The organism is Bradyrhizobium sp. AS23.2 (genome assembly GCF_001908185.1).
Taxonomy (GTDB): Bacteria; Pseudomonadota; Alphaproteobacteria; order Rhizobiales; family Xanthobacteraceae; genus Bradyrhizobium.
Genome location: NZ_LGHM01000146.1, coordinates 1 through 18014, shown reverse-complemented (window position 1 = coordinate 18014; position 18014 = coordinate 1). Strand labels below are relative to the sequence as shown.

Annotated in this window: 18 protein-coding genes and 2 pseudogenes; 9 read left to right on the top strand and 11 right to left on the bottom strand. The window is 62.8% G+C overall.

Annotation, left to right across the window (positions count from 1 at the left end):
• Nucleotides 1–24: 24 nt before the first annotated feature.
• The 4 genes from AC630_RS28830 to ggt all read right to left on the bottom strand — a co-directional run bounded on the left by AC630_RS28830 (nt 25) and on the right by ggt (nt 3565).
• Nucleotides 25–453, bottom strand: coding sequence for a VOC family protein (locus AC630_RS28830; RefSeq protein WP_074121834.1), 429 nt, complete (start codon nt 451–453; stop codon nt 25–27).
• Nucleotides 454–584: 131 nt separating this feature from the next.
• Nucleotides 585–1097: a cupin domain-containing protein gene (locus AC630_RS28825; protein WP_074121833.1), complete on the bottom strand. Its 513-nt coding sequence runs from the start codon at nt 1095–1097 to the stop codon at nt 585–587.
• Between the two features lie 345 nt (nt 1098–1442).
• Nucleotides 1443–1907, bottom strand: a complete 465-nt coding sequence (locus AC630_RS28815) for an FKBP-type peptidyl-prolyl cis-trans isomerase (RefSeq protein WP_074121831.1) — start codon at nt 1905–1907, stop codon at nt 1443–1445.
• A gap of 71 nt (nt 1908–1978) precedes the next feature.
• Entirely contained in the window at nt 1979–3565 is a 1587-nt protein-coding gene (gene ggt, locus AC630_RS28810; RefSeq protein WP_074121830.1) for a gamma-glutamyltransferase, read from the bottom strand.
• Nucleotides 3566–3775: 210 nt separating this feature from the next.
• On the opposite strand from ggt, the gene trhO reads away from it, so the two are divergent.
• A complete protein-coding gene (gene trhO / locus AC630_RS28805; protein WP_074121829.1) occupies nt 3776–4543 on the top strand; it encodes an oxygen-dependent tRNA uridine(34) hydroxylase TrhO in 768 nt (255 codons plus the stop codon).
• Nucleotides 4533–4751 carry a SlyX family protein gene (locus AC630_RS28800; protein ID WP_074121828.1) on the top strand — a complete coding sequence of 73 codons (219 nt, stop codon included), beginning with the start codon at nt 4533–4535 and terminating at the stop codon, nt 4749–4751. The genes trhO and AC630_RS28800 overlap by 11 nt, the downstream gene beginning before the upstream one ends.
• 9 nt (nt 4752–4760) lie before the next feature.
• Here AC630_RS28800 and AC630_RS28795 read toward each other — a convergent pair whose 3' ends face one another.
• Both AC630_RS28795 and AC630_RS28790 read right to left on the bottom strand, forming a co-directional pair.
• Nucleotides 4761–6665: a sensor domain-containing diguanylate cyclase gene (locus AC630_RS28795; RefSeq protein WP_074121827.1), complete on the bottom strand. Its 1905-nt coding sequence runs from the start codon at nt 6663–6665 to the stop codon at nt 4761–4763.
• A gap of 166 nt (nt 6666–6831) precedes the next feature.
• Nucleotides 6832–7047 (bottom strand): hypothetical protein, encoded by a 216-nt coding sequence (locus tag AC630_RS28790; RefSeq protein WP_074121848.1) that lies wholly within the window; start codon nt 7045–7047, stop codon nt 6832–6834.
• Nucleotides 7048–7158: 111 nt separating this feature from the next.
• Between AC630_RS28790 and hemE the strand changes: the two genes are divergently transcribed.
• Entirely contained in the window at nt 7159–8193 is a 1035-nt protein-coding gene (hemE, locus tag AC630_RS28785; protein ID WP_074121826.1) for a uroporphyrinogen decarboxylase, read from the top strand.
• Between the two features lie 338 nt (nt 8194–8531).
• Here hemE and hemC read toward each other — a convergent pair whose 3' ends face one another.
• The 3 genes from hemC to AC630_RS28770 all read right to left on the bottom strand — a co-directional run bounded on the left by hemC (nt 8532) and on the right by AC630_RS28770 (nt 11989).
• The gene (gene hemC, locus AC630_RS28780) at nt 8532–9512 is read right to left on the bottom strand and encodes a hydroxymethylbilane synthase (protein ID WP_074121825.1); all 981 of its coding nucleotides are present in this window, start codon (nt 9510–9512) and stop codon (nt 8532–8534) included.
• Nucleotides 9513–9620: 108 nt separating this feature from the next.
• Nucleotides 9621–11246 (bottom strand): GMC family oxidoreductase, encoded by a 1626-nt coding sequence (locus AC630_RS28775; RefSeq protein ID WP_074121824.1) that lies wholly within the window; start codon nt 11244–11246, stop codon nt 9621–9623.
• A 152-nt stretch (nt 11247–11398) separates the two neighbouring features.
• Nucleotides 11399–11989, bottom strand: coding sequence for a TetR/AcrR family transcriptional regulator (locus tag AC630_RS28770; RefSeq protein WP_074121823.1), 591 nt, complete (start codon nt 11987–11989; stop codon nt 11399–11401).
• A gap of 100 nt (nt 11990–12089) precedes the next feature.
• Between AC630_RS28770 and AC630_RS28765 the strand changes: the two genes are divergently transcribed.
• The 5 genes and pseudogenes from AC630_RS28765 (at nt 12090) to AC630_RS28750 (ending at nt 14990) form a co-directional block, all read left to right on the top strand.
• The gene (locus tag AC630_RS28765; RefSeq protein WP_074121822.1) at nt 12090–12455 is read left to right on the top strand and encodes a nuclear transport factor 2 family protein; all 366 of its coding nucleotides are present in this window, start codon (nt 12090–12092) and stop codon (nt 12453–12455) included.
• Nucleotide 12456: 1 nt separating this feature from the next.
• A pseudogene (locus AC630_RS48450) lies at nt 12457–12671 on the top strand (putative bifunctional diguanylate cyclase/phosphodiesterase); the annotation flags it as partial.
• Between the two features lie 141 nt (nt 12672–12812).
• Nucleotides 12813–14105: a TadE/TadG family type IV pilus assembly protein gene (locus AC630_RS28760; protein WP_083636437.1), complete on the top strand. Its 1293-nt coding sequence runs from the start codon at nt 12813–12815 to the stop codon at nt 14103–14105.
• Nucleotides 14106–14112: 7 nt separating this feature from the next.
• Entirely contained in the window at nt 14113–14616 is a 504-nt protein-coding gene (locus AC630_RS28755) for a TadE/TadG family type IV pilus assembly protein (RefSeq protein ID WP_083636436.1), read from the top strand.
• Nucleotides 14613–14990, top strand: a complete 378-nt coding sequence (locus tag AC630_RS28750) for a TadE/TadG family type IV pilus assembly protein (protein ID WP_074121820.1) — start codon at nt 14613–14615, stop codon at nt 14988–14990. The genes AC630_RS28755 and AC630_RS28750 overlap by 4 nt, the downstream gene beginning before the upstream one ends.
• An 88-nt stretch (nt 14991–15078) precedes the next feature.
• On the opposite strand, the pseudogene AC630_RS28745 reads toward AC630_RS28750, so the two are convergent.
• Both AC630_RS28745 and AC630_RS47285 read right to left on the bottom strand, forming a co-directional pair.
• A pseudogene (locus AC630_RS28745) lies at nt 15079–15537 on the bottom strand (2Fe-2S iron-sulfur cluster-binding protein); the annotation flags it as partial.
• A 1532-nt stretch (nt 15538–17069) separates the two neighbouring features.
• Complete coding sequence (locus AC630_RS47285; protein WP_074121818.1) at nt 17070–17282, bottom strand: hypothetical protein; 213 nt, start codon at nt 17280–17282, stop codon at nt 17070–17072.
• Nucleotides 17283–17839: 557 nt separating this feature from the next.
• Here AC630_RS47285 and AC630_RS28720 point away from each other — a divergent pair.
• Nucleotides 17840–18014: NYN domain-containing protein (locus AC630_RS28720; RefSeq protein ID WP_143198400.1), on the top strand; the 175-nt coding region annotated here is incomplete at its 3' end.

The window sequence follows — 18014 nt, the reverse complement described above, 5'->3', positions numbered from 1 at the left end:
ACTTCGAGGTTCGAAATGGGACGATCAGGCATTCGCCATGTCGGGCTGCGTCGTCGCCGCGGCCACGTCCATCCACATCACTTCCCAGATATGGCCATCCGGATCCTCGAAGCTGCGGCCATACATGAAGCCGAAATCCTGCTTCGGACCGGGATCGGCTTTGCCGCCTGACGCCGTCGCCTTGCCGACGATGTCATCGACGTCGTTGCGGCTGTCGGCGGACAGGCAGATCAGCACCTCGCTCGAGGTCTTTGCATCCGCGATCGTCTTCGGCGTGAACTGGCGGAATTTGTCGTGGGTGAGCAGCATGACGTAGATGGTCTCGGAAAAGACCATGCAGGACGCCGTGTCATCGCTGAATTGCGGGTTCTTGACCGCGCCGATCGCCTCATAAAAGGCGGTGGCGCGAGTGAGGTCGGTCACCGGCAGGTTAACGAAGATCATCTTGGGCATCGGAAGCTCCTTGCAGGGGGTTCCGCCCAAGGACGGACGGCCCAGCGGCCATCCGACACGGCATCCGAATATTTTTTCCGACCGTCGACCGCGGGGTTCTGTCGCACCGAACCCCGCGAGGTTCTTCAGCTTTACTTCTTCTCGTTCGGGTCCCGGTGGACCGGATCGATCCACAGCACGGTCTCGGGCTTCTCGACCGGCTCGATGTCGAGGTTGATCGCGACCGCCTCACCGTCGCTGCGCACCAATACGCATTCCAGCACCTCGTCCGGGCTGGCGTTGATCTCCTGGTGCGGCACGTAAGGCGGGACGAAAATGAAATCGCCGGGGCCGGCCTCCGCGGTGAATTGCAGACTCTCGCCCCAGCGCATGCGCGCCTTGCCCTTCACCACGTAGATGACGCTTTCGAGATGGCCGTGGTGATGCGCGCCGGTCTTGGCATCCGGCTTGATGCTGACGGTGCCCGCCCACAATTTCTGCGCGCCGACGCGTGCGAAATTGATCGCGGCCGCGCGGTCCATACCTGCCGTCGACGGCACGTTCGTATCGAGCTTGTTGCCGGGAATGACGCGCACGCCGTCATGTTTCCAGCGATCGTCGTGATCGTGGTCATGGTGGGAATGCGAATGGTCATGGCCGGTCATGGGACTTGCTTTCTGTTGGTTCCGTGCGCGGCAAACTAACCCGAAGCCGCGTCCGCAAGCCATACCAAAATCGGACCCCGCGTAGCCCCAGACATTGTCTCCGTGAGCAAATTGGAAGGAGAGTTTCGTGGGCAGCACGAGCGACAAGATCAAGGGCGCCGCCAACGAGGCCATCGGGTCCAGAGTTGAAAACGAAAAGACCGGCCGCGAGGCCGGTCTTTTTGTTGTCTTGCTCAGTCATCCCGGAGCGAAGCGCAGCATCGAACTCCGGTGCGCACTTGCGCACCTGAGGATCTCGAGATTCCGGGTTCGGCTCTTCGAGCCGCCCCGGAATGACGCGAAGCGTCACTTCACCGCGAGCAATTCCACGTCGAACATCAGCGTCGCGTTCGGCGGGATCACGCCACCGGCGCCGCGGGCGCCGTAGCCGAGCTGCGGCGGGATGATTAGCGTGCGCTTGCCGCCGACCTTCATCGAGGCAACGCCCTCGTCCCAGCCGGCGATGACGCGGCCCTTGCCAATCGGGAATTCGAACGGCTCGTTGCGATCCACGGACGAGTCGAATTTCTTGCCCTTCTGGCCGTTCTCATAGAGCCAGCCGGTGTAGTGCATCACGCAGATCTGGCCGGGCTTGGGCGAAGCGCCGGTGCCGACAGTACCGTCGATGATCTGGAGGCCTGAAGCTGTGGTCATGGTCTTTCCTGCGGTCTGGGCCGAGGCCGTGGTGGAAACGAAATGCGACACGCTGGCGATCACGGTGATCGCGAGTGCCGACATCATGGCGAGGAGCGCGCGTTGGAAACGCTGCATAAGACACCTTCCGTTTGAGGCGGGAGGTGTCTAGCGCAACGCGGTCGCCGATTCCAGCCCCAGCTCTTGGATCAATAACCCAGCGCGCAGCCGTCCTTGCGCGGGTCCGAGCCGCCGGTCAGCGTGCCCTTGTCCCAGTCGATCCAGATCGCCTGGGCGCCGCCGAGCGGGCCGAGCACGCTGGTGGTCTTGTGGCCAAGCTTCTTCAGCCCCTCGACGATGTCAGCCGGCACGCTGTCCTCGAGTTGGTACTGGCCCTCGTAGTGCAGGCCGCGCGGCATGTCGATCGCCTCTTGCACGTCGCAGCCATAGTCGAGAATGTTGGTCAAGAGATGGGCCTGGCCGGTCGGCTGGTACTGTCCGCCCATCACTGCGAACGACATCGTCGAACGGCCGCCCTTGGTGAGCAGCCCCGGCATGATCGTGTGCAGCGGGCGCTTGCCGCCTTCGATGCAGTTGGGATGGCCCGGCTGGATGCGGAAGCCGCCGGCGCGGTTCTGGAACAGCACGCCGGTCTTGTTGGAGACGATCGCCGAGCCGAAGGAATGCGCGACCGAGTTGATGAACGAGCAGACGTTGCGGTCCTTGTCCACCACAGTGATGTAGATGGTCGAGGGGTTCATCGGCGGCGCGACGTTCGGCAGATCGAGCATGCCGTCCATGCGGATCTTGCTGATATACTCGTCGGCAAAGCCCTTTTCGAGCATCTCGGCGACGTTGATCTTCATGTGCTCGGGAGAGGCGACATGCATCTCGCGATTCATGTAGGCGATGCGTGCGGCTTCAGCTTCGAGATGGAAGCGTTCGACGCTGAGCGGGGCGTACCTGGTCAGGTCGAACCGCGAGAGGATATTCAGCATCAGCAGCATGGTGACGCCCGGTCCGTTCGGCGGGCACTGCCAGACGTCGTAGCCCTTGTACGTGGTGCCGATCGGGGTCGTGGTCTCGGTGGTGTGCGCGGCGAAATCATCGAGGGTGTGCAGACCGCCGATGCCGCGCAGCGTCTCGACCATGTCCTCCGCGATCGGGCCCCTGTAGAACGCGTCGCGGCCGTCCTTGGCGATCGCGCGCAGCGTCTTGCCGAGCTCCGCCTGGCGGATGACGTCGCCAGCCACCGGCGGCTTGCCGTGCGGCAGCAGGTAACGCACGGTGTTAGTGCCGTTCTTCAGCTTCTCGAACTGGTTCTTCCAGTCGAAGGCGATGCGGGGCGCGACGACGTAGCCTTCTTCGGCCGCCTTGATCGCGGGCTGCAGCAGCCGGTCGAAGCCGAATTTGCCGTGATCGCGCAGCACGGTGGCGAAGGCGTCGACCACGCCGGGGATCGAGACCGCATGCGCCGAGGTCAGCGGCACCGAGTTGATCTTGCGCTCGAGATACCAGTCGGCATTCGCCGCCTTCGGTGCCCGGCCAGAGCCGTTATAGGCGATGATCTTGCCCTCGCCACGCGGCTGGATCAGCGCGAAGCAATCGCCGCCGATGCCGGTCGATTGCGGCTCGATCACGCCGAGCACGGCCGACCCCGCCACTGCCGCGTCCACCGCCGTGCCGCCCTCGCGCAGCACCTCGATCGCGGCGAGCGACGCCTGCGGATGCGAGGTCGCCACCATCGCGTTGGTGGCGTGAACCGTGGACCTGCCGGGGAAATGGAAGTTTCTCATCGAATTCTTGCTCTCTGGCCTCTAGGCTAAGTCGTCGGGCGCTGATGACGCGCCGGCTCGGAAAACCGAGCCTTCATGACACATTCCGGCCCGCCCCGGCAATGGCTGGCATACCAGGGAAATGGCTGCCATCCGCTGGGCGTATAGACCTTTTGCAGGCCCCGGCCATGCGGGTTTTCTGGGCGGCGGCCGCCTGCTAAACGAGCCGCCATGTCTGACAAGAATTCGGTCTTCAAGGTCTCCGCCTTCTACCAATTCGCCGCCCTGCCCGATTACCGCGAGCTGCGCGAGCCGCTGCGCGCGTTCTGCGCCGGCCTGGCGCTCAAGGGCAGCGTGCTGCTCGCGCAGGAGGGCATCAACGGCACGATTGCCGGGGCCCCGGATGCGGTCGATGCCTTCGCCCATGAGCTCGCGCACGGCGACATGTTCGGCGGCAGGCTCGACAATCTCGAATTGAAGTTCTCGACCGCCGAGGCGATGCCGTTCGGCCGGCTCAAGGTGCGGCTGAAGAAGGAGATCGTCACGCTCGGGGACGAGGCCGCCGATCCGACCCGCCAGGTCGGCACTTACGTCGATGCTGCCGAGTGGAACGCGCTGATCTCGGCACCCGACACGCTGGTGCTCGACACCCGCAATGCCTTCGAGGTTGCGATGGGGACGTTCGAAGGCGCGGTCGATCCCGGCATCAAGAGCTTTGGCCAGTTCAAGGATTTTGCCGCCGAGCAGCTCGATCCGGCAAAGCATCGCAGGATCGCGATGTTCTGCACCGGCGGCATCCGCTGCGAGAAGGCGAGCGCGCATCTGCTCGCACGCGGCTTTGCCGAGGTCTATCACCTCAAGGGCGGCATTTTGAAGTATCTGGAAGACGTGCCGGAGACGCAGAGCCGCTGGCGCGGCGAATGCTTCGTGTTCGACGAGCGCGTCGCGCTCGGCCACGGTTTGCGCGAACGGGACAAGGGACACGGCCGTGACGAATGAGACAAAGATTCTGAGCGAGCGCATCGACAAGCTGGAGGCGCGCATCGCCTATCAGGACGACACGATCGAGACGCTGAACCAGACCATCACCGCGCAATGGAAGCAGATCGACGCGCTGACGCGGCAGATCGCGCAGTTCAGTGAACGGTTGCAGGAAGCCGAAGCGAATGCGCCGGGACCTGCCAACGAGCGCCCGCCTCACTACTGAGGCAAAGAACTACTGGCCTGATGCCTTGGGCAGCAGGTTCGTCACCTCGCCCGACATCATCAGGCGATCGCGCCCGGCTTCCTTCGCCGCATAGAGCGCCTGGTCGGCAACCTCGATGAGCGAGCCGACGCCAGCCGTGCGCTCCAGCGCCGGCCGGCAGGCCGCCCCGCCGAGCGAAGCGGTGACGCAGCCCGAAGCGCGATTGGTGGTGTGGACGAGGCCCGCCGCGCGGATGGCCTTCCGGATCCGCTCGCCGATGCGGGCACAGCCCGCGGCATCGGTGTTCGGCAGCAGCATGGCGAACTCCTCGCCGCCATAGCGCGCAGCCAGATCTCCGGGGCGCTGCATTTCGGCGGCGATGACCTGAGCCACGACCCGCAAGCAGGCATCGCCTGCGGGATGGCCATACTCGTCGTTGTAGGACTTGAAACGATCGACGTCGATCATCAGCAGGGCAAGACTGGAGCGGTCGCGATAGGCGCGCGCCCATTCCTCCTGCAGCCGCTCGTCGAAGCGGCGGCGGTTGGCGAGCCCTGTGAGGCTGTCCTCGACCGCAAGCGCCTCGAGCCGGGTCTCCAGCTTCTTCTGCTCAGTGATATCGCGCGAGATCGCGACCACGCCATCGACGTTGCCATTGTCCTTGCGTGTCACCCGCATGGTCGATTCGAGCCAGACCTCGGTCTTCGTCCGGTGCACGTTGCGGTAGGTGATCCGAGCCTCCTCCTTCTCGCCGCGCTTCATCGCATCGACGATGGCCTGGACGTGCGGCAGGTCGTCCGCATGAATGCCGGCGAGCGCCGGCGATCCGAGCAGTTGATTGGCGCGCCAGCCGACGACGCGAACCGACGAGGGAGAGACATAGCGCAGCCGCTCGTCGAGCCCGATACGGGTCACCATGTCGCTGGAACCTTCGGCGAGCAGGCGGAAATGGGCCTCCTTCTCGACCAGAGCCGCGGCCATGCGCTGCCGGCGTTGCAACTGCCGCACCAGCAACGCGCCGATCACCGCGATCAGCATGACCAGCGCGAGCACGTAGAGCATGCGGGAAATCGCCGCGGCGCGCCAAGGTGCGAGAAGCTCATCCTTGTCGATAGTGGCAAGCAGCACGAGCGGGTAACGGCCGCTACGCGTGAAGAAGCTGACGCGTTCGGCGCCGTCCAGCAGCGACTTGAAATGATAGGCGCCGCTCGGCCGTCGCAGGCTGGCGTCACGGAACAGCGGCGCGTCAGCGACGCTGCGCCCGGCGAATTTTTCGTTGCTCGGGTTGCGCGCGACGATCATGCCGTCGCCGTACATCAGCGACACCGAGCTGTTGCGGCCGATCTCGAACTGCTCGTAGAAATGCGAAAGATACCGGGAGCTGATGGTCGCGAGCACCACGCCGCCGAAGCTGCCGTCCGGCTTGTTGAAGCGGCGTGACAGGGTGACGACCCATTCGCCGTCAAGCTGGCTCTTCACGGGATGACCAACATAGGCCTCGCGCTTGGGCGAGAGCTGGTGATGGCGGAAGAACGCATCATCGCTGAGCGTCGAGGCGATCGTGCCGGGCGAGGTCAGCCAGTTGCCCTGATCGTCGATGATGGCGAGGCTGTGCACACGCTCCATCGCCTTCTTGCGCGCCTCCAGCAGGGTGCGCAGCTTGGCAATCGTGGCAGGATCGGTGCCATCCATCTCCAGCCGGCTGACGACGCCGACGACGCCGGAATCGAGGAGGTCGAGGCTGTCCTCGGCATGTTGCGTCAGCGAGCGGGCAACGTTCGCCATCTCGGTCTCGGCGCCCTTGAGCACCGCATCACGCGCGGCCCACTCGCGCCAGCCGCTGACGCCGAGGATGGTCGCGCAAGTGAGCACGACGAACGCCGCCGCGCGCAACGGCAGGCGGCTCCATCCGGCTCTCTGTGAGGCGACGTTCATGCGGCAGGATTCTCCGATCGCTGGAAACTCCGCCGCTTCTGTTATTGAACCCTGAAGCGCTTGCTGACATTCACTGGCATAAGCGGGTTTTCCCGTACTCCTACGGACCCGCGCGTCGCCGGATCGCTAACAATGCGTTAGCGAGCCTATCGGAAACCGGCGAGCCCTAACTGAAGATCTGCTTAACCTTGTTCCAGAGCGACGGGTTGTCAGCGTCAGCATCCGCCTTCGACGGTGTCGGCTGCACGGCGCTCACGGGATCGGACGCCGGAAAGCTATCTTCCAACCCGGTATCGAGCTTGGCATGGCGGTCGGCGGCGAGCGCTTCGCGCAGATCGTCGGCGTGCTTGTCATGCGGCGCGGGATTGAATGTCTGAGCCATGGATTCCTCCTCCATTGGCTGGTCAACGCGACGTATTTGCGCCGGTTCCCCTGTTCCGCTCCGGCCTCTAGCGGTGTATCAGGAACCTCAAATCTGCATCAGGACTCCTTCGTGCCCCAGTCTGCAAAAACGCCCTTCATCGACGTGCTCTCCGGCCAGCGCCAGACTATCCCGCCAATGTGGATGATGCGCCAGGCCGGCCGTTACCTGCCGGAATATCGCGAGGTGCGGGCCAAGGCCGGCGGCTTCCTCGATCTCTGCTTCAACCCGGAACTTGCCGCCGAGGTCACGCTGCAACCGATCCGGAGGTTCGGCTTCGATGCGGCCATCATCTTCTCCGACATCCTGGTGATCCCCTATGCGCTCGGCCGGTCCGTGCGCTTCGAGGTCGGCGAAGGCCCACGGCTCGAGCCGCTGGATGATCCCGCCAAGGTCGCGACGCTCGCCGCGCACGCCGATTTCGGCAAGCTCGCGCCGGTGTTCGAGGCGCTACGCATCGTGCGCGGCGCGCTCGATCCCAAAGTCGCGCTGATCGGCTTCTGCGGCGCGCCATGGACGGTTGCGACCTACATGGTCGCCGGCCACGGCACGCCCGACCAGGCGCCGGCGCGGATGATGGCCTACCGGCATCCCGAGGCATTCGCGAAAATCATCGACGTGCTGGTCGACAATTCGATCGAGTATCTGCTGGCGCAACTCGCCGCCGGCGCCGACGCCCTGCAGATCTTCGATACCTGGGCCGGCGTGCTGCCGCCGGCCGAGTTCGCGCGATGGTCGGTGGAGCCGACGCGGCGCATCGTCGAAGGCGTCCGCGCCAAGGTGCCGGATGCGAAGATCATCGGCTTTCCCCGCGGCGCCGGCGCGCAATTGCCTGGTTACGTCGAGGCGACCGGTGTCAATGCGGTCAGCATCGATTGGACCGCAGAGCCGGCCTTCATCCGCGAGCGGGTGCAGAGCCGCGTCGCTGTGCAGGGCAATCTCGATCCGCTGGTGCTGATCACCGGTGGCGCTGCGCTGGACCGCGCGGTCGACAATGTGCTGGCGAATTTTGCGCAAGGGCGGCTGATCTTCAATCTCGGCCACGGCATCCAGCCGGAAACGCCGATCGCCCATGTCGAGCAAATGCTGAAGCGCGTGCGCGGCTAGCGGATACGCGATCTTCCTCGCGGCGCATCCTTCGAGACGCCCGCCTCTGGCGGGCTCCTCAGGATGAGGTCTTGTTCGCGGCCAAATCTTAGTTCCTCATGGTGAGGAGCGCCGCATGCGGCGCGTCTCGAACCATAAGGCCGAGCTATATCCGATAGCCCTGCCAGCGGCCCGGGGGCCGGCGCAACAAAAAACTCGAAAACGACCCCATGCAAAGTAGAAATCATTGAAGGATTTCGTCTGGCATGGCTTTCGGCCCTGCCGCGAAGGCGTTTGACACGTCGGGCAAAACAGGCGCACCATTGCATGATCGCGCCGATTGTGACCTCGCGGGCAGGCTAGCGTGGCCGGCTGCGCTCGATGATCTCGGCAGCACCCTTCGTAAGCAGATCCAGTCCCACCGCACGACCGAGCTCGCGCGGGCGGTTGGCGGGACCTGTGTGCGAGGCTTCGATGATGGTGTTGCCGGCGAGGTCGAGCACGGATGCCGTCAGCGACATCTGATCGCCCGTGATGGTCGAGAAGCCCGCCATGGGTGAGTTGCAGTGGCCGTTCAGCACCCACAGCACCTCGCGTTCGGCATCGGCAGAGGCGTGCGCCGCGGGATCGTCGATCGATGCGAGGATGCGCCGCGTCTGCCAGTCCTGCGCCGCGCATTCGACCGCGACGATGCCCTGCCCCGCCGCCGGCAGCATCTCGGCCGCAGTAAACTCATAGGCGATGCGGCTGGCGAGACCGACGCGGTCGAGGCCCGCGCGCGCCATAATCAGCGCGTCCGCAGGTCCCACCGCACTGCCATCCGGCAGGCGCTGCTTCTCGCCATTGTCGAGCTTTCGCACGCGCGTATCGGCCGCGCCGCGGAAGTGGATGATCTCGGCGTCCGGAAACACGCGCCGCGCATAGGCGGCGCGACGGACGGCGTTGGTCCCGATCTTGAAACCCTTGCCGCGCGACTGCCGCAGCGCCTCCAGCGTCACGCCATCGCGCAGCACCAGGGCGTCGCCGGGCGGATCGCGCGACAGCGTGGCGCCGATGACGAGGCCGGGCGTATCCTCGTTGCCCGGCATGTCCTTCAGCGAATGCATCGCCGCCTGCAATTCGCCCGACAGCACGGCGGCACGGATCTGCGCCACGAAAGCACCGCCCTTGCCGCCATGCGATAGCAGCTTGCTGGTCTGGTCGAGATCGCCCGTTGTGTCGAACTTGACGATCTCGACATCGAGATCGGGCATGGCGGCGGTCAGGCGGCGCGCAATCTCTTCCGTCTGCGCCATCGCCATTGCGCTCTTGCGGGTGCCGATCTTCAGTCGAGTAGCCAAGTCTTCGTCCTTTCACCGCGCGTGGTCTTGTTTGAGCATGATCTCCGCGCAAACGCGTTCCGCGTTTGTCGCGAGGGAAAACCGGTTCCCACTTTTCCGGATCATGCTCTAACGCGCATCCTCCAATATCATGTCGGAGGCCTTTTCGGCGATCATGATGATCGGCGCGTTGGTGTTCCCGGACACGAGGTCCGGCATGATCGAACCGTCGACGACGCGGAGACCCTCGAGCCCCCTCACCTTCAGCCGCTGGTCGACCACCGCGAGCGCGTCGTTGCCCATACGACAGGTCGAGGTCGGATGGTAGATGGTGCTGCCGCGCTCGCGGCAGAAATCCAGCAGTTCCGCGTCCGTGGATACCTTTTTGCCGGGATCGACCTCGTCGACCACGAACGGCTTCATCGCCGGCGCGTTCAGGATCTTGCGCAGGATCTTCAGGGCTTCGACGTTGGTGGTGCGGTCGTTCTCGGTCGACATGTAGTTGATGCGGATCTCCGGCGGCACGGTCGGGTCCGCGCTCCTGATGCGCAAACTGCCGCGGCTTTCGGGCCGGAGCTGGCACACCGACGCGGTAAAGCCCGAGAAATCATGCAGCTTCTCGCCCATCTTGTCGGTCGAGAACGGCAGGAAGTGAACCTGGATGTCGGGCGAAGCGAGCCGCGGATTGGTCTTGAAGAAGGCGCCGGCGGTGCCGGCCGCGATCGTCAGCCAGCCCTGGCGGAACAGGGCGTAGCGCGCGCCGGCGAGCGTGCGGCGGATCGGATGATTGACGGTGTCGTTGAGCGTGATCTTCTGCGAGCAGCGCATCACGATGCGGACCTGCATGTGATCCTGGAGGTCGTGGCCAACTCCTTTCGCATCCAGCACGACGTCGATGCCGTGCTTGCGCAGGAGATCGCCGGGGCCGACGCCGGAGAGCTGGAGAAGCTGCGGCGAGTTGTAGGCCCCGCTCGACAGCACGATCTCCTTGCGGGCACGGGCGCGGCGCACGGTTGCGCCTTGCCTGTATTCGACGCCGACGGCGCGGCGGCCCTCGAACAGCACGCGCTGGCCGAGCGCGGAGGTTTCGACCGTGAGATTGGCACGCGTCTTCGCAGGGCCGAGATAGGCGACCGCGGTCGAGGCGCGGCGGCCGTTGCGCGTCGTGGTCTGGAACAGGCCGACGCCTTCCTGCGTGGCGCCGTTGAAGTCGGAATTGTAGGGCAGACCGGTCTCGACCGCAGCGTCGATGAACGCCTTCGACAGCGGATCGGTCATGACCAGATTGGAGACCGGCAGCGGACCGCCGGTGCCGTGATATTGATCGGCGCCGCGCGACTGGTTCTCGGCCTTCTTGAAATAGGGCAGCACGTCGTCATAGCCCCAGCCGGTGTTGCCGAGCTGGCGCCAACGGTCGTAGTCCTCGTGCTGGCCGCGGACGTAAAGCAGGCCGTTGATCGAGCTCGAGCCGCCCAGCGTCTTGCCGCGCGGCTGGAACACCTGGCGCCCCTTCAGCTCGGGCTCCGGCTCGGTCTGGTACATCCAGTTGACCGTCTTCTCCTTGAACAGTTTTCCGTAGCCGAGCGGCACGTGGATCCAGATGTTGGAATCCTTCGGGCCGGCCTCGAGCAGCAGCACCTTGTGCTTGCCGTTCGCCGACAGCCGGCTTGCGAGCACGCAGCCGGCCGAGCCGGCGCCGACGATGATGTAGTCGAACTCGGGATCGGACGGCGCGAGGGAGGAATTTGCGTTCATGCGCTGCTGTTCTTTTTGTTGGTGTGGGCGTTTCCAGTGTCGTCACTAGAGCTCAGTTCCGATGGAATCGGAACGGGGCTCTAGATTCTTGTTGGGACGCGTTTTCTTTACGCGAACCGGTATCCACTTCGCTCGAAAACGCTTTAGCACGATCATGCGCGCAAGCGCAGCGCCTCGACCAGCGACTTGAACGCACGGGCATATTCCGCGCCTGCCCTTGCGATATCGGCGCGTCCGGCGCAGGCGACCGCCGCTTCCGTGACAGCGCCGAGCAGGAGGCGCGCCAGCGGCTCGACCGGCTGCCGCGCGATCAGGCCGGCCTCCATGGCGGCCGCGATCGCGCGTGGCAGCTTGCCGCCGAAATGCCTGGCGTCGATCTCGCGCCAACGCTCCCAGCCGAGCACGGCCGGGCCGTCGCGCAGGATGATCTGGCCGGTCGGCCCCTTGGCGGTCGCGGCGAAGTAATGCTGGGTCCCGGCGACCATCGCGGCGAGCACGTCCTTCTCGGCGCGCGCTGCGCTGTCGATCTCGGTCACGAGATCGCGCGAGACGAGATCGAACACGGCTTCGAACACCGCTTCCTTGGTCTTGAAGTGATGATAGACGGCGCCCTTGGCGATGCGGGCTGCTTCGGCGATCTCGTCCATGGTGGTGGCGGCAAAACCTTGCGTGCCGAACAGGCGGCGCGCCGCTGTCAAGATCGCCTCTGATGTCGCTGCCCGCCGCTCCGCCTGTTTTGCCATGGGTATCGTCTAATCCAATTCGATCAACGCGGCCAGTTGACTTTTCGACCGTCGGTCGGTATTTACCGACTCTCAGTTGGTTTTATTCGAGAGGTGAACCATGCCGAGCCGTGACATCGTCGAAGCCTTTGCGCAGCGGCTGGAAGCTGGGGATTTCATCGGGGCGATCGAGCAGTTCTGCACGCCCGATGCCGCGACCTTCGAGAACAACGCCGCGCCGACGGTCGGCCGCGACAAGCTCGTCGCCAAGGAACGCGGCGTGCTGGCCGCCTCCAGGGAGGTCAAGGCCGTTCGCATCGGGCCGAGCCTGATCGAGGGCGACAATGTCGCCACGCGCTGGACATTCTCCTTCACCAATGCCGAGGGCGTCACGCGGACGCTGGAGGAGATTGCGTGGCAGACCTGGCGCGGCGACAAGCTGATCGAGGAGCGGTTCTATTACGATCCGAAGCAGTTGGGGCGCTGATGCGCGGCGCGTGATGCGGCAGGTCGACGTGGAAGCACGCTGCGGCAGCCCCCCTGACCGGTTGACCCAACCGCATCGCCTTCAACGAGACGTCTGATGCCGCCCTGAAACGGCTCTCCTTGTCCGGCGAAGAAATCGCGGTACTCCTGCTCGACCACGCGCGCGGCCGAGCATGTCGCACGTATCGGCGGCGACGAGTTCGCACCGGCAATGGCCAAGACGCAAACGTCTCATCCGCATTTCCTTTGCATTTTAGTTGTCAGTTTAGGCCGGCCTTAAATCGGGCCCAACATGATAATCGGGAAAAAGCGGCAATCGCCAGCATGAGGCTGGCGAGCGTTTGGAAACCGATCCGTCATGCCAGACACGATCTTCCGAAAAGCAAAGCGAATCCACGCTGACCAGCTGGACGCTCTATGTCGGTTTTCCCGCGATCAGTCGGGAAGCTACGTGGTCATTTCCGCGCTGCTCATGCCCGTCCTGGTAGGCGCGGCGGGCCTCGGCACCGAGGTCGGATGGTGGTTCTATAGGCACAAGAATATGCAAAGTGCGGCGGACTCTGGCGCAGTGAGCGCAGCAACTGCCATGTCAGTCGGCGCCGACATGACCGCCGAGGCCAACGCAGTCGCTGCGAACTATGGTTACGCCAATGCGGTCAACGATGTGATCGTAGCCGTCAACCAGCCACCGAAAACGGGCAGCTATACGTCAGATCCCCAGGCCGTCGAGGTTATCGTAAGCCAGCCGCAGCAGCGGCTCCTGTCGTCGTTGTTCGGCACAGGCCCTGTACCCATCGCGGCGCGAGCGGTAGCAAAGCCAAATTCCGGAACAGGGTGTGTGCTCGCGCTCGATCCGACTGCAAGCTCCGCCGTGAGCGTGAGCGGCAGCAATCAGCTCAACTTGATCAAATGCAATCTTTACAGCAACTCAAGCGCCAGCCCGTCTCTCAGCGTCAACGGCAATGCTACGGTCTCCGCAAACCAGGTGGGAGTTGTCGGCGACGTTTCCGGTACGAGCAGCATCACGGCGACTAACGGTATCAAGACCCATATTCGCCCGGTTGCAGACCCGTACGCGAACGTTTCACCGCCTCCCGAGCCGCAGCCATGCGATCCCAAGAATTACACAATCAACTCCAATGGGAAAACCACCTCTCTCAGCCCAGGCTGCTACAGCGGAAACATCACGGTCAACGCCGGGGCAACCTTAAACTTGAGCGCCGGCATCTACTATCTGGATGGTGCGAACCTGAGTGTTGCCGGCAATGCGACGATTACCGGGACGGGCGTAACGCTGGTCTTCACCGGTTCCGGCAACAAATGGGGTACGGCATCCATCGGAAGTAACGCCATAGTCAATCTGACGGCGCCTGCGTCCGGCACGATGGCGGGCATCGCGATTTATGGGGACCGCAACATGCCGACGGGCACTAGCTTCAATCTGACCGGAGGGGGCTCGCAGAACTTCACGGGCGCCATCTATCTTCCCAAGGCAAATCTGAGCTTTGCTGGCGGCAACGGTACGAGCACCTCCTGCACCAAGATCATCGCGGATACGATCAGTCTCACCGGCACGTCGAATCTTCAGGTTAACTGTGCCGGGCTTGGCGTCGCCACGATCGGCTCACAAACCGCACAACTCGTAGAGTGAGGCTACTATGAATGGTAAGACACTCTTGCGTCACCTGTGGCTGCCCTCATTGCCCACTGGCTACGGCTCATGTCGTCGCTCCCTCCTTGACACGAGCGGTGCCGCGGCGATCGAGTTCGGGTTTATGGTCCCGCTATTGTCGCTGATGGTCGTTTCGGTGACCGACATTGGTCTTGCAGTCTACCGCAAGATGCAGGTTGAACAGGCAGCCCAGGTCGGTGCCCAATATGCGATCTCACATGGCTTTGACACCGCAGGCATCGCGACAGCGGTGACAAGTGCGACCAATTCATCATCGATCATTGTCTCGCCCGCCCCAGTTCAGTTTTGTGGATGCCCTGGCAAAACCGGCGTGAGCACCGTGAGCTGCGGCTCGACCTGCCCAACCGGTAGCGTCGCCGGTACCTATGCCACCGTCTCGGCGCAAGCTACTTACTATACGCTCATCAACTATCAGCTTGTTGCCCCGATCTATACGTTTGCCGCACAGTCGACATCGAGGCTGCAATGAACGTCCAAGGTTTATGGCGCGATACTCGCGGAGCCACCGCTCTCGAATTTGCATTAACGGCACCTGCCTTCTTCCTGTTTATCTTTGGCATCATCGAGTTTGGGCTAGTCTTATGGACGCAAATTGGCTTGCAGCATGGCGCTGAATTTGCGGCGCGTTGCGCGAGCGTCAATCCCGCTCTGTGTCCGAGCGGTTCTGCGATCACCAGATTCGCTGCCCAACAGGCATTAGGGCTGAGCCTGCCTGCCCAAACATTCACCTATTCGACCCCGGCCTGTGGTAATCAGGTGAGCGCAATGTACGCTTTTCAATTCCCGCAGATCTTAAATCTTTCGCCTGTGACACTAACAGCACAGGCATGCTTTCCGAGTTGAAACGTTCAAGTGAGTATGGCGCCGGACAGAGCGGACGAACCATTCCATCATAGGGCTTATCGTACGAATAGACGCCCTGGGCCCGGCCTCAGATCGCATCCGCCCGCAGCAGCGTGTCCACGGTGATGGTGCCCCTCGCGCGGGAGACGCAGGCACAGATGTTCTCGTTGCTTCGCTTCTGGTGATCGCAAAAGAAGACGTCGCGATGGTCGATCTCGCCTTCGACGTCGATCACGTCGATGGCGCACAGGCCGCACTCACCTCGCTTGCAGTCGTACATCACGTCATGGCCGCTGGTATTGAGCACGTCCAGCATCGAGCGCTCGCGCGGGATTTCGAGCTCGATACCGGAGTCCTTCAGGCGCACGCGGAACGTCTCGGTCGGAAGCGAACCGCTGGAGCCAAACGTCTCGCAGCGGAGATCGGGAAGCGGACGACCTGCGCCGATCCAGGCGTGGCGCGCAGCAACCAGCATCGGCATCGGGCCGCAGAACAGCGCCAGTGCATCTTGCGGCAAAGAGGCGAACAACGTGTCGAGATGACGACGTTCTTTCTAGTCCGTCATTCACTGATCAGCAGCAGCGATCTGTAGTGGAAGTTGCCGAGCGCGTTCTCTGGCCCGCTTCACAAGGGGAGCGTGAACCAATCAGGATAAGGCAGCACGCGCTAAATGAGTTTCCGGTGTCCGCTGCCAACGAGGCCAAACGGGTCGACCCTTTCGCATGATCGACTTACCGCGCATGACCGTGCTGCGCGCCCTTCCTGCATTGCAATGTTCCAGACGGCGGCCAGCCCCCGCATGCCGCCGGGGTTCATCGTCGAAGTCGACGAGCACACCAAGCAGCATGACGCGCGTGCACCTCAGACCCCAAAGGAGTGTCTGATCTGCTTTGCCATGAACACAGCAGCGTCAGTGTACCGGCCATTTGTCGCGTACTGATCAACCATCGAGAGAAGAAAAACAGCTAGAGCCGCAATCGCGAACCCCTTGAACATGACAGCCTTCTCCAGTGAAGTCACTGCCAACCGAGCAGGTATGACTACGCTAATCACAAAGGCAAATCTGCCTGGTCCTCGGACCAATCGATAATCTCGAACAGCTTCCCGCGCCGATGCATCTCAGCTTCCGGGTTAGCCGCGTGCTCTCGCCAGTCAGGTGTTTCTCGAACCCGAAAGCGAGGCTTTTTTCCTTGCTTTCATGGCGTCGTCAGAACCGAGAGCGCCGCGAATGCTCTCATACATCATCGTGAGACTGTCGTCCGTGAAAGCCCGATAGTCGATGCCGGCCCAAAAAAGGCCGCCGCTGCGTTGAGGTCAGCGATGGCTCCCAATGTGTGGGTCTTTTGGACGATGCTAGTCGGCAGGAATGATCTTCCTCCGCGGTTAAAGTGCAGTTAAGTGAACCTACTTCGGCGTGCCCTGCTCGCGCTGCAGCACCCCAGCGCAGGCGAATTGCCACGCAGACCCAACGGCTTTAGAGTCGGAGGCGACAAGGACGGCTGGCGGCATTGATGATGGGACGAGCGGCAGAACCAATCAGTGTGATTTTCGTCTGCCAGGGCTGCCTCGCCAACTACAGGACGACGCAAGCACATGCCCCGTCCAAAGGCTGCTTCCGATGTGAGGAATGCGGCCATTCAATCCATGAATGGGATGGAGCTTACGATTTCACCAGCTGGCGCCAGTTCGACCGTCGCAAGACGATTGAAACACCATGCCGCATGTAGCGCTGATGTCTCGCGCTGTGGCTAGGAGACCTTAATCCCTTTTCCGCTGCGGTGCGGTACGATCAGACTGTCGCCCCCGCGCGTGGATCGCCGTTTTTTCTGAGGCCGGCCTCACGAAGAAAATCCGCCCGCCGGAGATGGGGCCGGCGGGCGAAGGTTAAAGCGAGTGGACCGAAGCGGAGTGGGTCCACTGGGGGCGGAGCTTGCAACCTAGTCCGTTAAGCAATCGTTGCGGATGGGGTGCAGACTGAGGGCTTGAGACGAACCACGGGCTTGCAATTGCGGCGGCGCCCCTGCCCCACAATTCTCCCACTCAGGCGACAGCTAAGAAGTTGGAGATTTCCGACCGCGACTATCCGCCGATGGGCTCCGACAGCGTCTGCAACCCCGCTTCGATAACCGCAATGTCCTGCTCGACTTGGGCGATCGATGACCGGCAGTCGAAGCCCGTTCTGGCCCTCAGGTCGACTGCCAGGCGCCGGCGGTGCATCCTCAGGTTCTCGAGCGACTGGCGGTCCTTCAGCCTAGCATAGCCCTCTACAATCAAGCTTATCGCACTCGACATAACGCTACCCCACAATGAAATTTCGCATTTGCAATGGGGGCAGCCTAGGACGGGTAATCGGCGAAGTAAACGGTACCGGATGGGCACCTGTCGCATCAAGTCGAGTTCATCCCGCTTCGATATGAGGCCGTCAGAAGTAATTGGAACATCGCTCGGGCCGCCATATAATGTGCCGCGGACTTGCTGCGCTCTGTGCCAGCCAGAAGGAGGCGCCCAAGCTGATCAGAGATCGACCAGCGCCAAGTACGGCCATGCTTGGTTACGACACGATCAAAGAGAACGAACTCGCTGACGGCCATGGAAATGCCCCGCGCTTCGAAACAGGTCATCTTCAAATATGCAGAATACATGACAAATTTGTCAGGGCAACTTACTGCGTACGCCAAAGCTCCGGCGCGTAAATACTACTCGCGCTACTCGCGAAAACTCGTTTGAAGTCTAAAGCATTTGGGGCTACCAGATCTCAGGTAGCTTCACCACAGAATGCGCCCAAGATCGCGCCCTGGGCTAGCCGCCACTCCAGCCCAATCCAAACTGCGATCCCGCGAGCAAACCGAATGTCACCCTCTCCTACCAACAAGATTGCGCTCTTCATCGATGGGGCCAATCTCTACGCGACGGCGAAAACTCTCGGCTTCGACATCGATTACAAGCGCCTGCTGAAGGAGTTTCAGAGCCGCGGGACGCTGTTGAGAGCGTTCTACTACACCGCCATTATCGAGGATCAGGAAT

Coding starts and splice junctions, on each gene's coding strand:
- AC630_RS28830 (WP_074121834.1), bottom strand. CDS start 453: ATGCCCAAGATGATCTTCGTTAACCTGCCGGTGACCGACCTCACTCGC.
- AC630_RS28825 (WP_074121833.1), bottom strand. CDS start 1,097: ATGACCGGCCATGACCATTCGCATTCCCACCATGACCACGATCACGAC.
- AC630_RS28815 (WP_074121831.1), bottom strand. CDS start 1,907: ATGCAGCGTTTCCAACGCGCGCTCCTCGCCATGATGTCGGCACTCGCG.
- ggt (WP_074121830.1), bottom strand. CDS start 3,565: ATGAGAAACTTCCATTTCCCCGGCAGGTCCACGGTTCACGCCACCAAC.
- trhO (WP_074121829.1), top strand. CDS start 3,776: ATGTCTGACAAGAATTCGGTCTTCAAGGTCTCCGCCTTCTACCAATTC.
- AC630_RS28795 (WP_074121827.1), bottom strand. CDS start 6,665: ATGAACGTCGCCTCACAGAGAGCCGGATGGAGCCGCCTGCCGTTGCGC.
- AC630_RS28790 (WP_074121848.1), bottom strand. CDS start 7,047: ATGGCTCAGACATTCAATCCCGCGCCGCATGACAAGCACGCCGACGAT.
- AC630_RS28775 (WP_074121824.1), bottom strand. CDS start 11,246: ATGAACGCAAATTCCTCCCTCGCGCCGTCCGATCCCGAGTTCGACTAC.
- AC630_RS28770 (WP_074121823.1), bottom strand. CDS start 11,989: ATGGCAAAACAGGCGGAGCGGCGGGCAGCGACATCAGAGGCGATCTTG.
- AC630_RS28765 (WP_074121822.1), top strand. CDS start 12,090: ATGCCGAGCCGTGACATCGTCGAAGCCTTTGCGCAGCGGCTGGAAGCT.
- AC630_RS28760 (WP_083636437.1), top strand. CDS start 12,813: ATGCCAGACACGATCTTCCGAAAAGCAAAGCGAATCCACGCTGACCAG.
- AC630_RS28755 (WP_083636436.1), top strand. CDS start 14,113: ATGAATGGTAAGACACTCTTGCGTCACCTGTGGCTGCCCTCATTGCCC.
- AC630_RS28750 (WP_074121820.1), top strand. CDS start 14,613: ATGAACGTCCAAGGTTTATGGCGCGATACTCGCGGAGCCACCGCTCTC.
- AC630_RS47285 (WP_074121818.1), bottom strand. CDS start 17,282: ATGTCGAGTGCGATAAGCTTGATTGTAGAGGGCTATGCTAGGCTGAAG.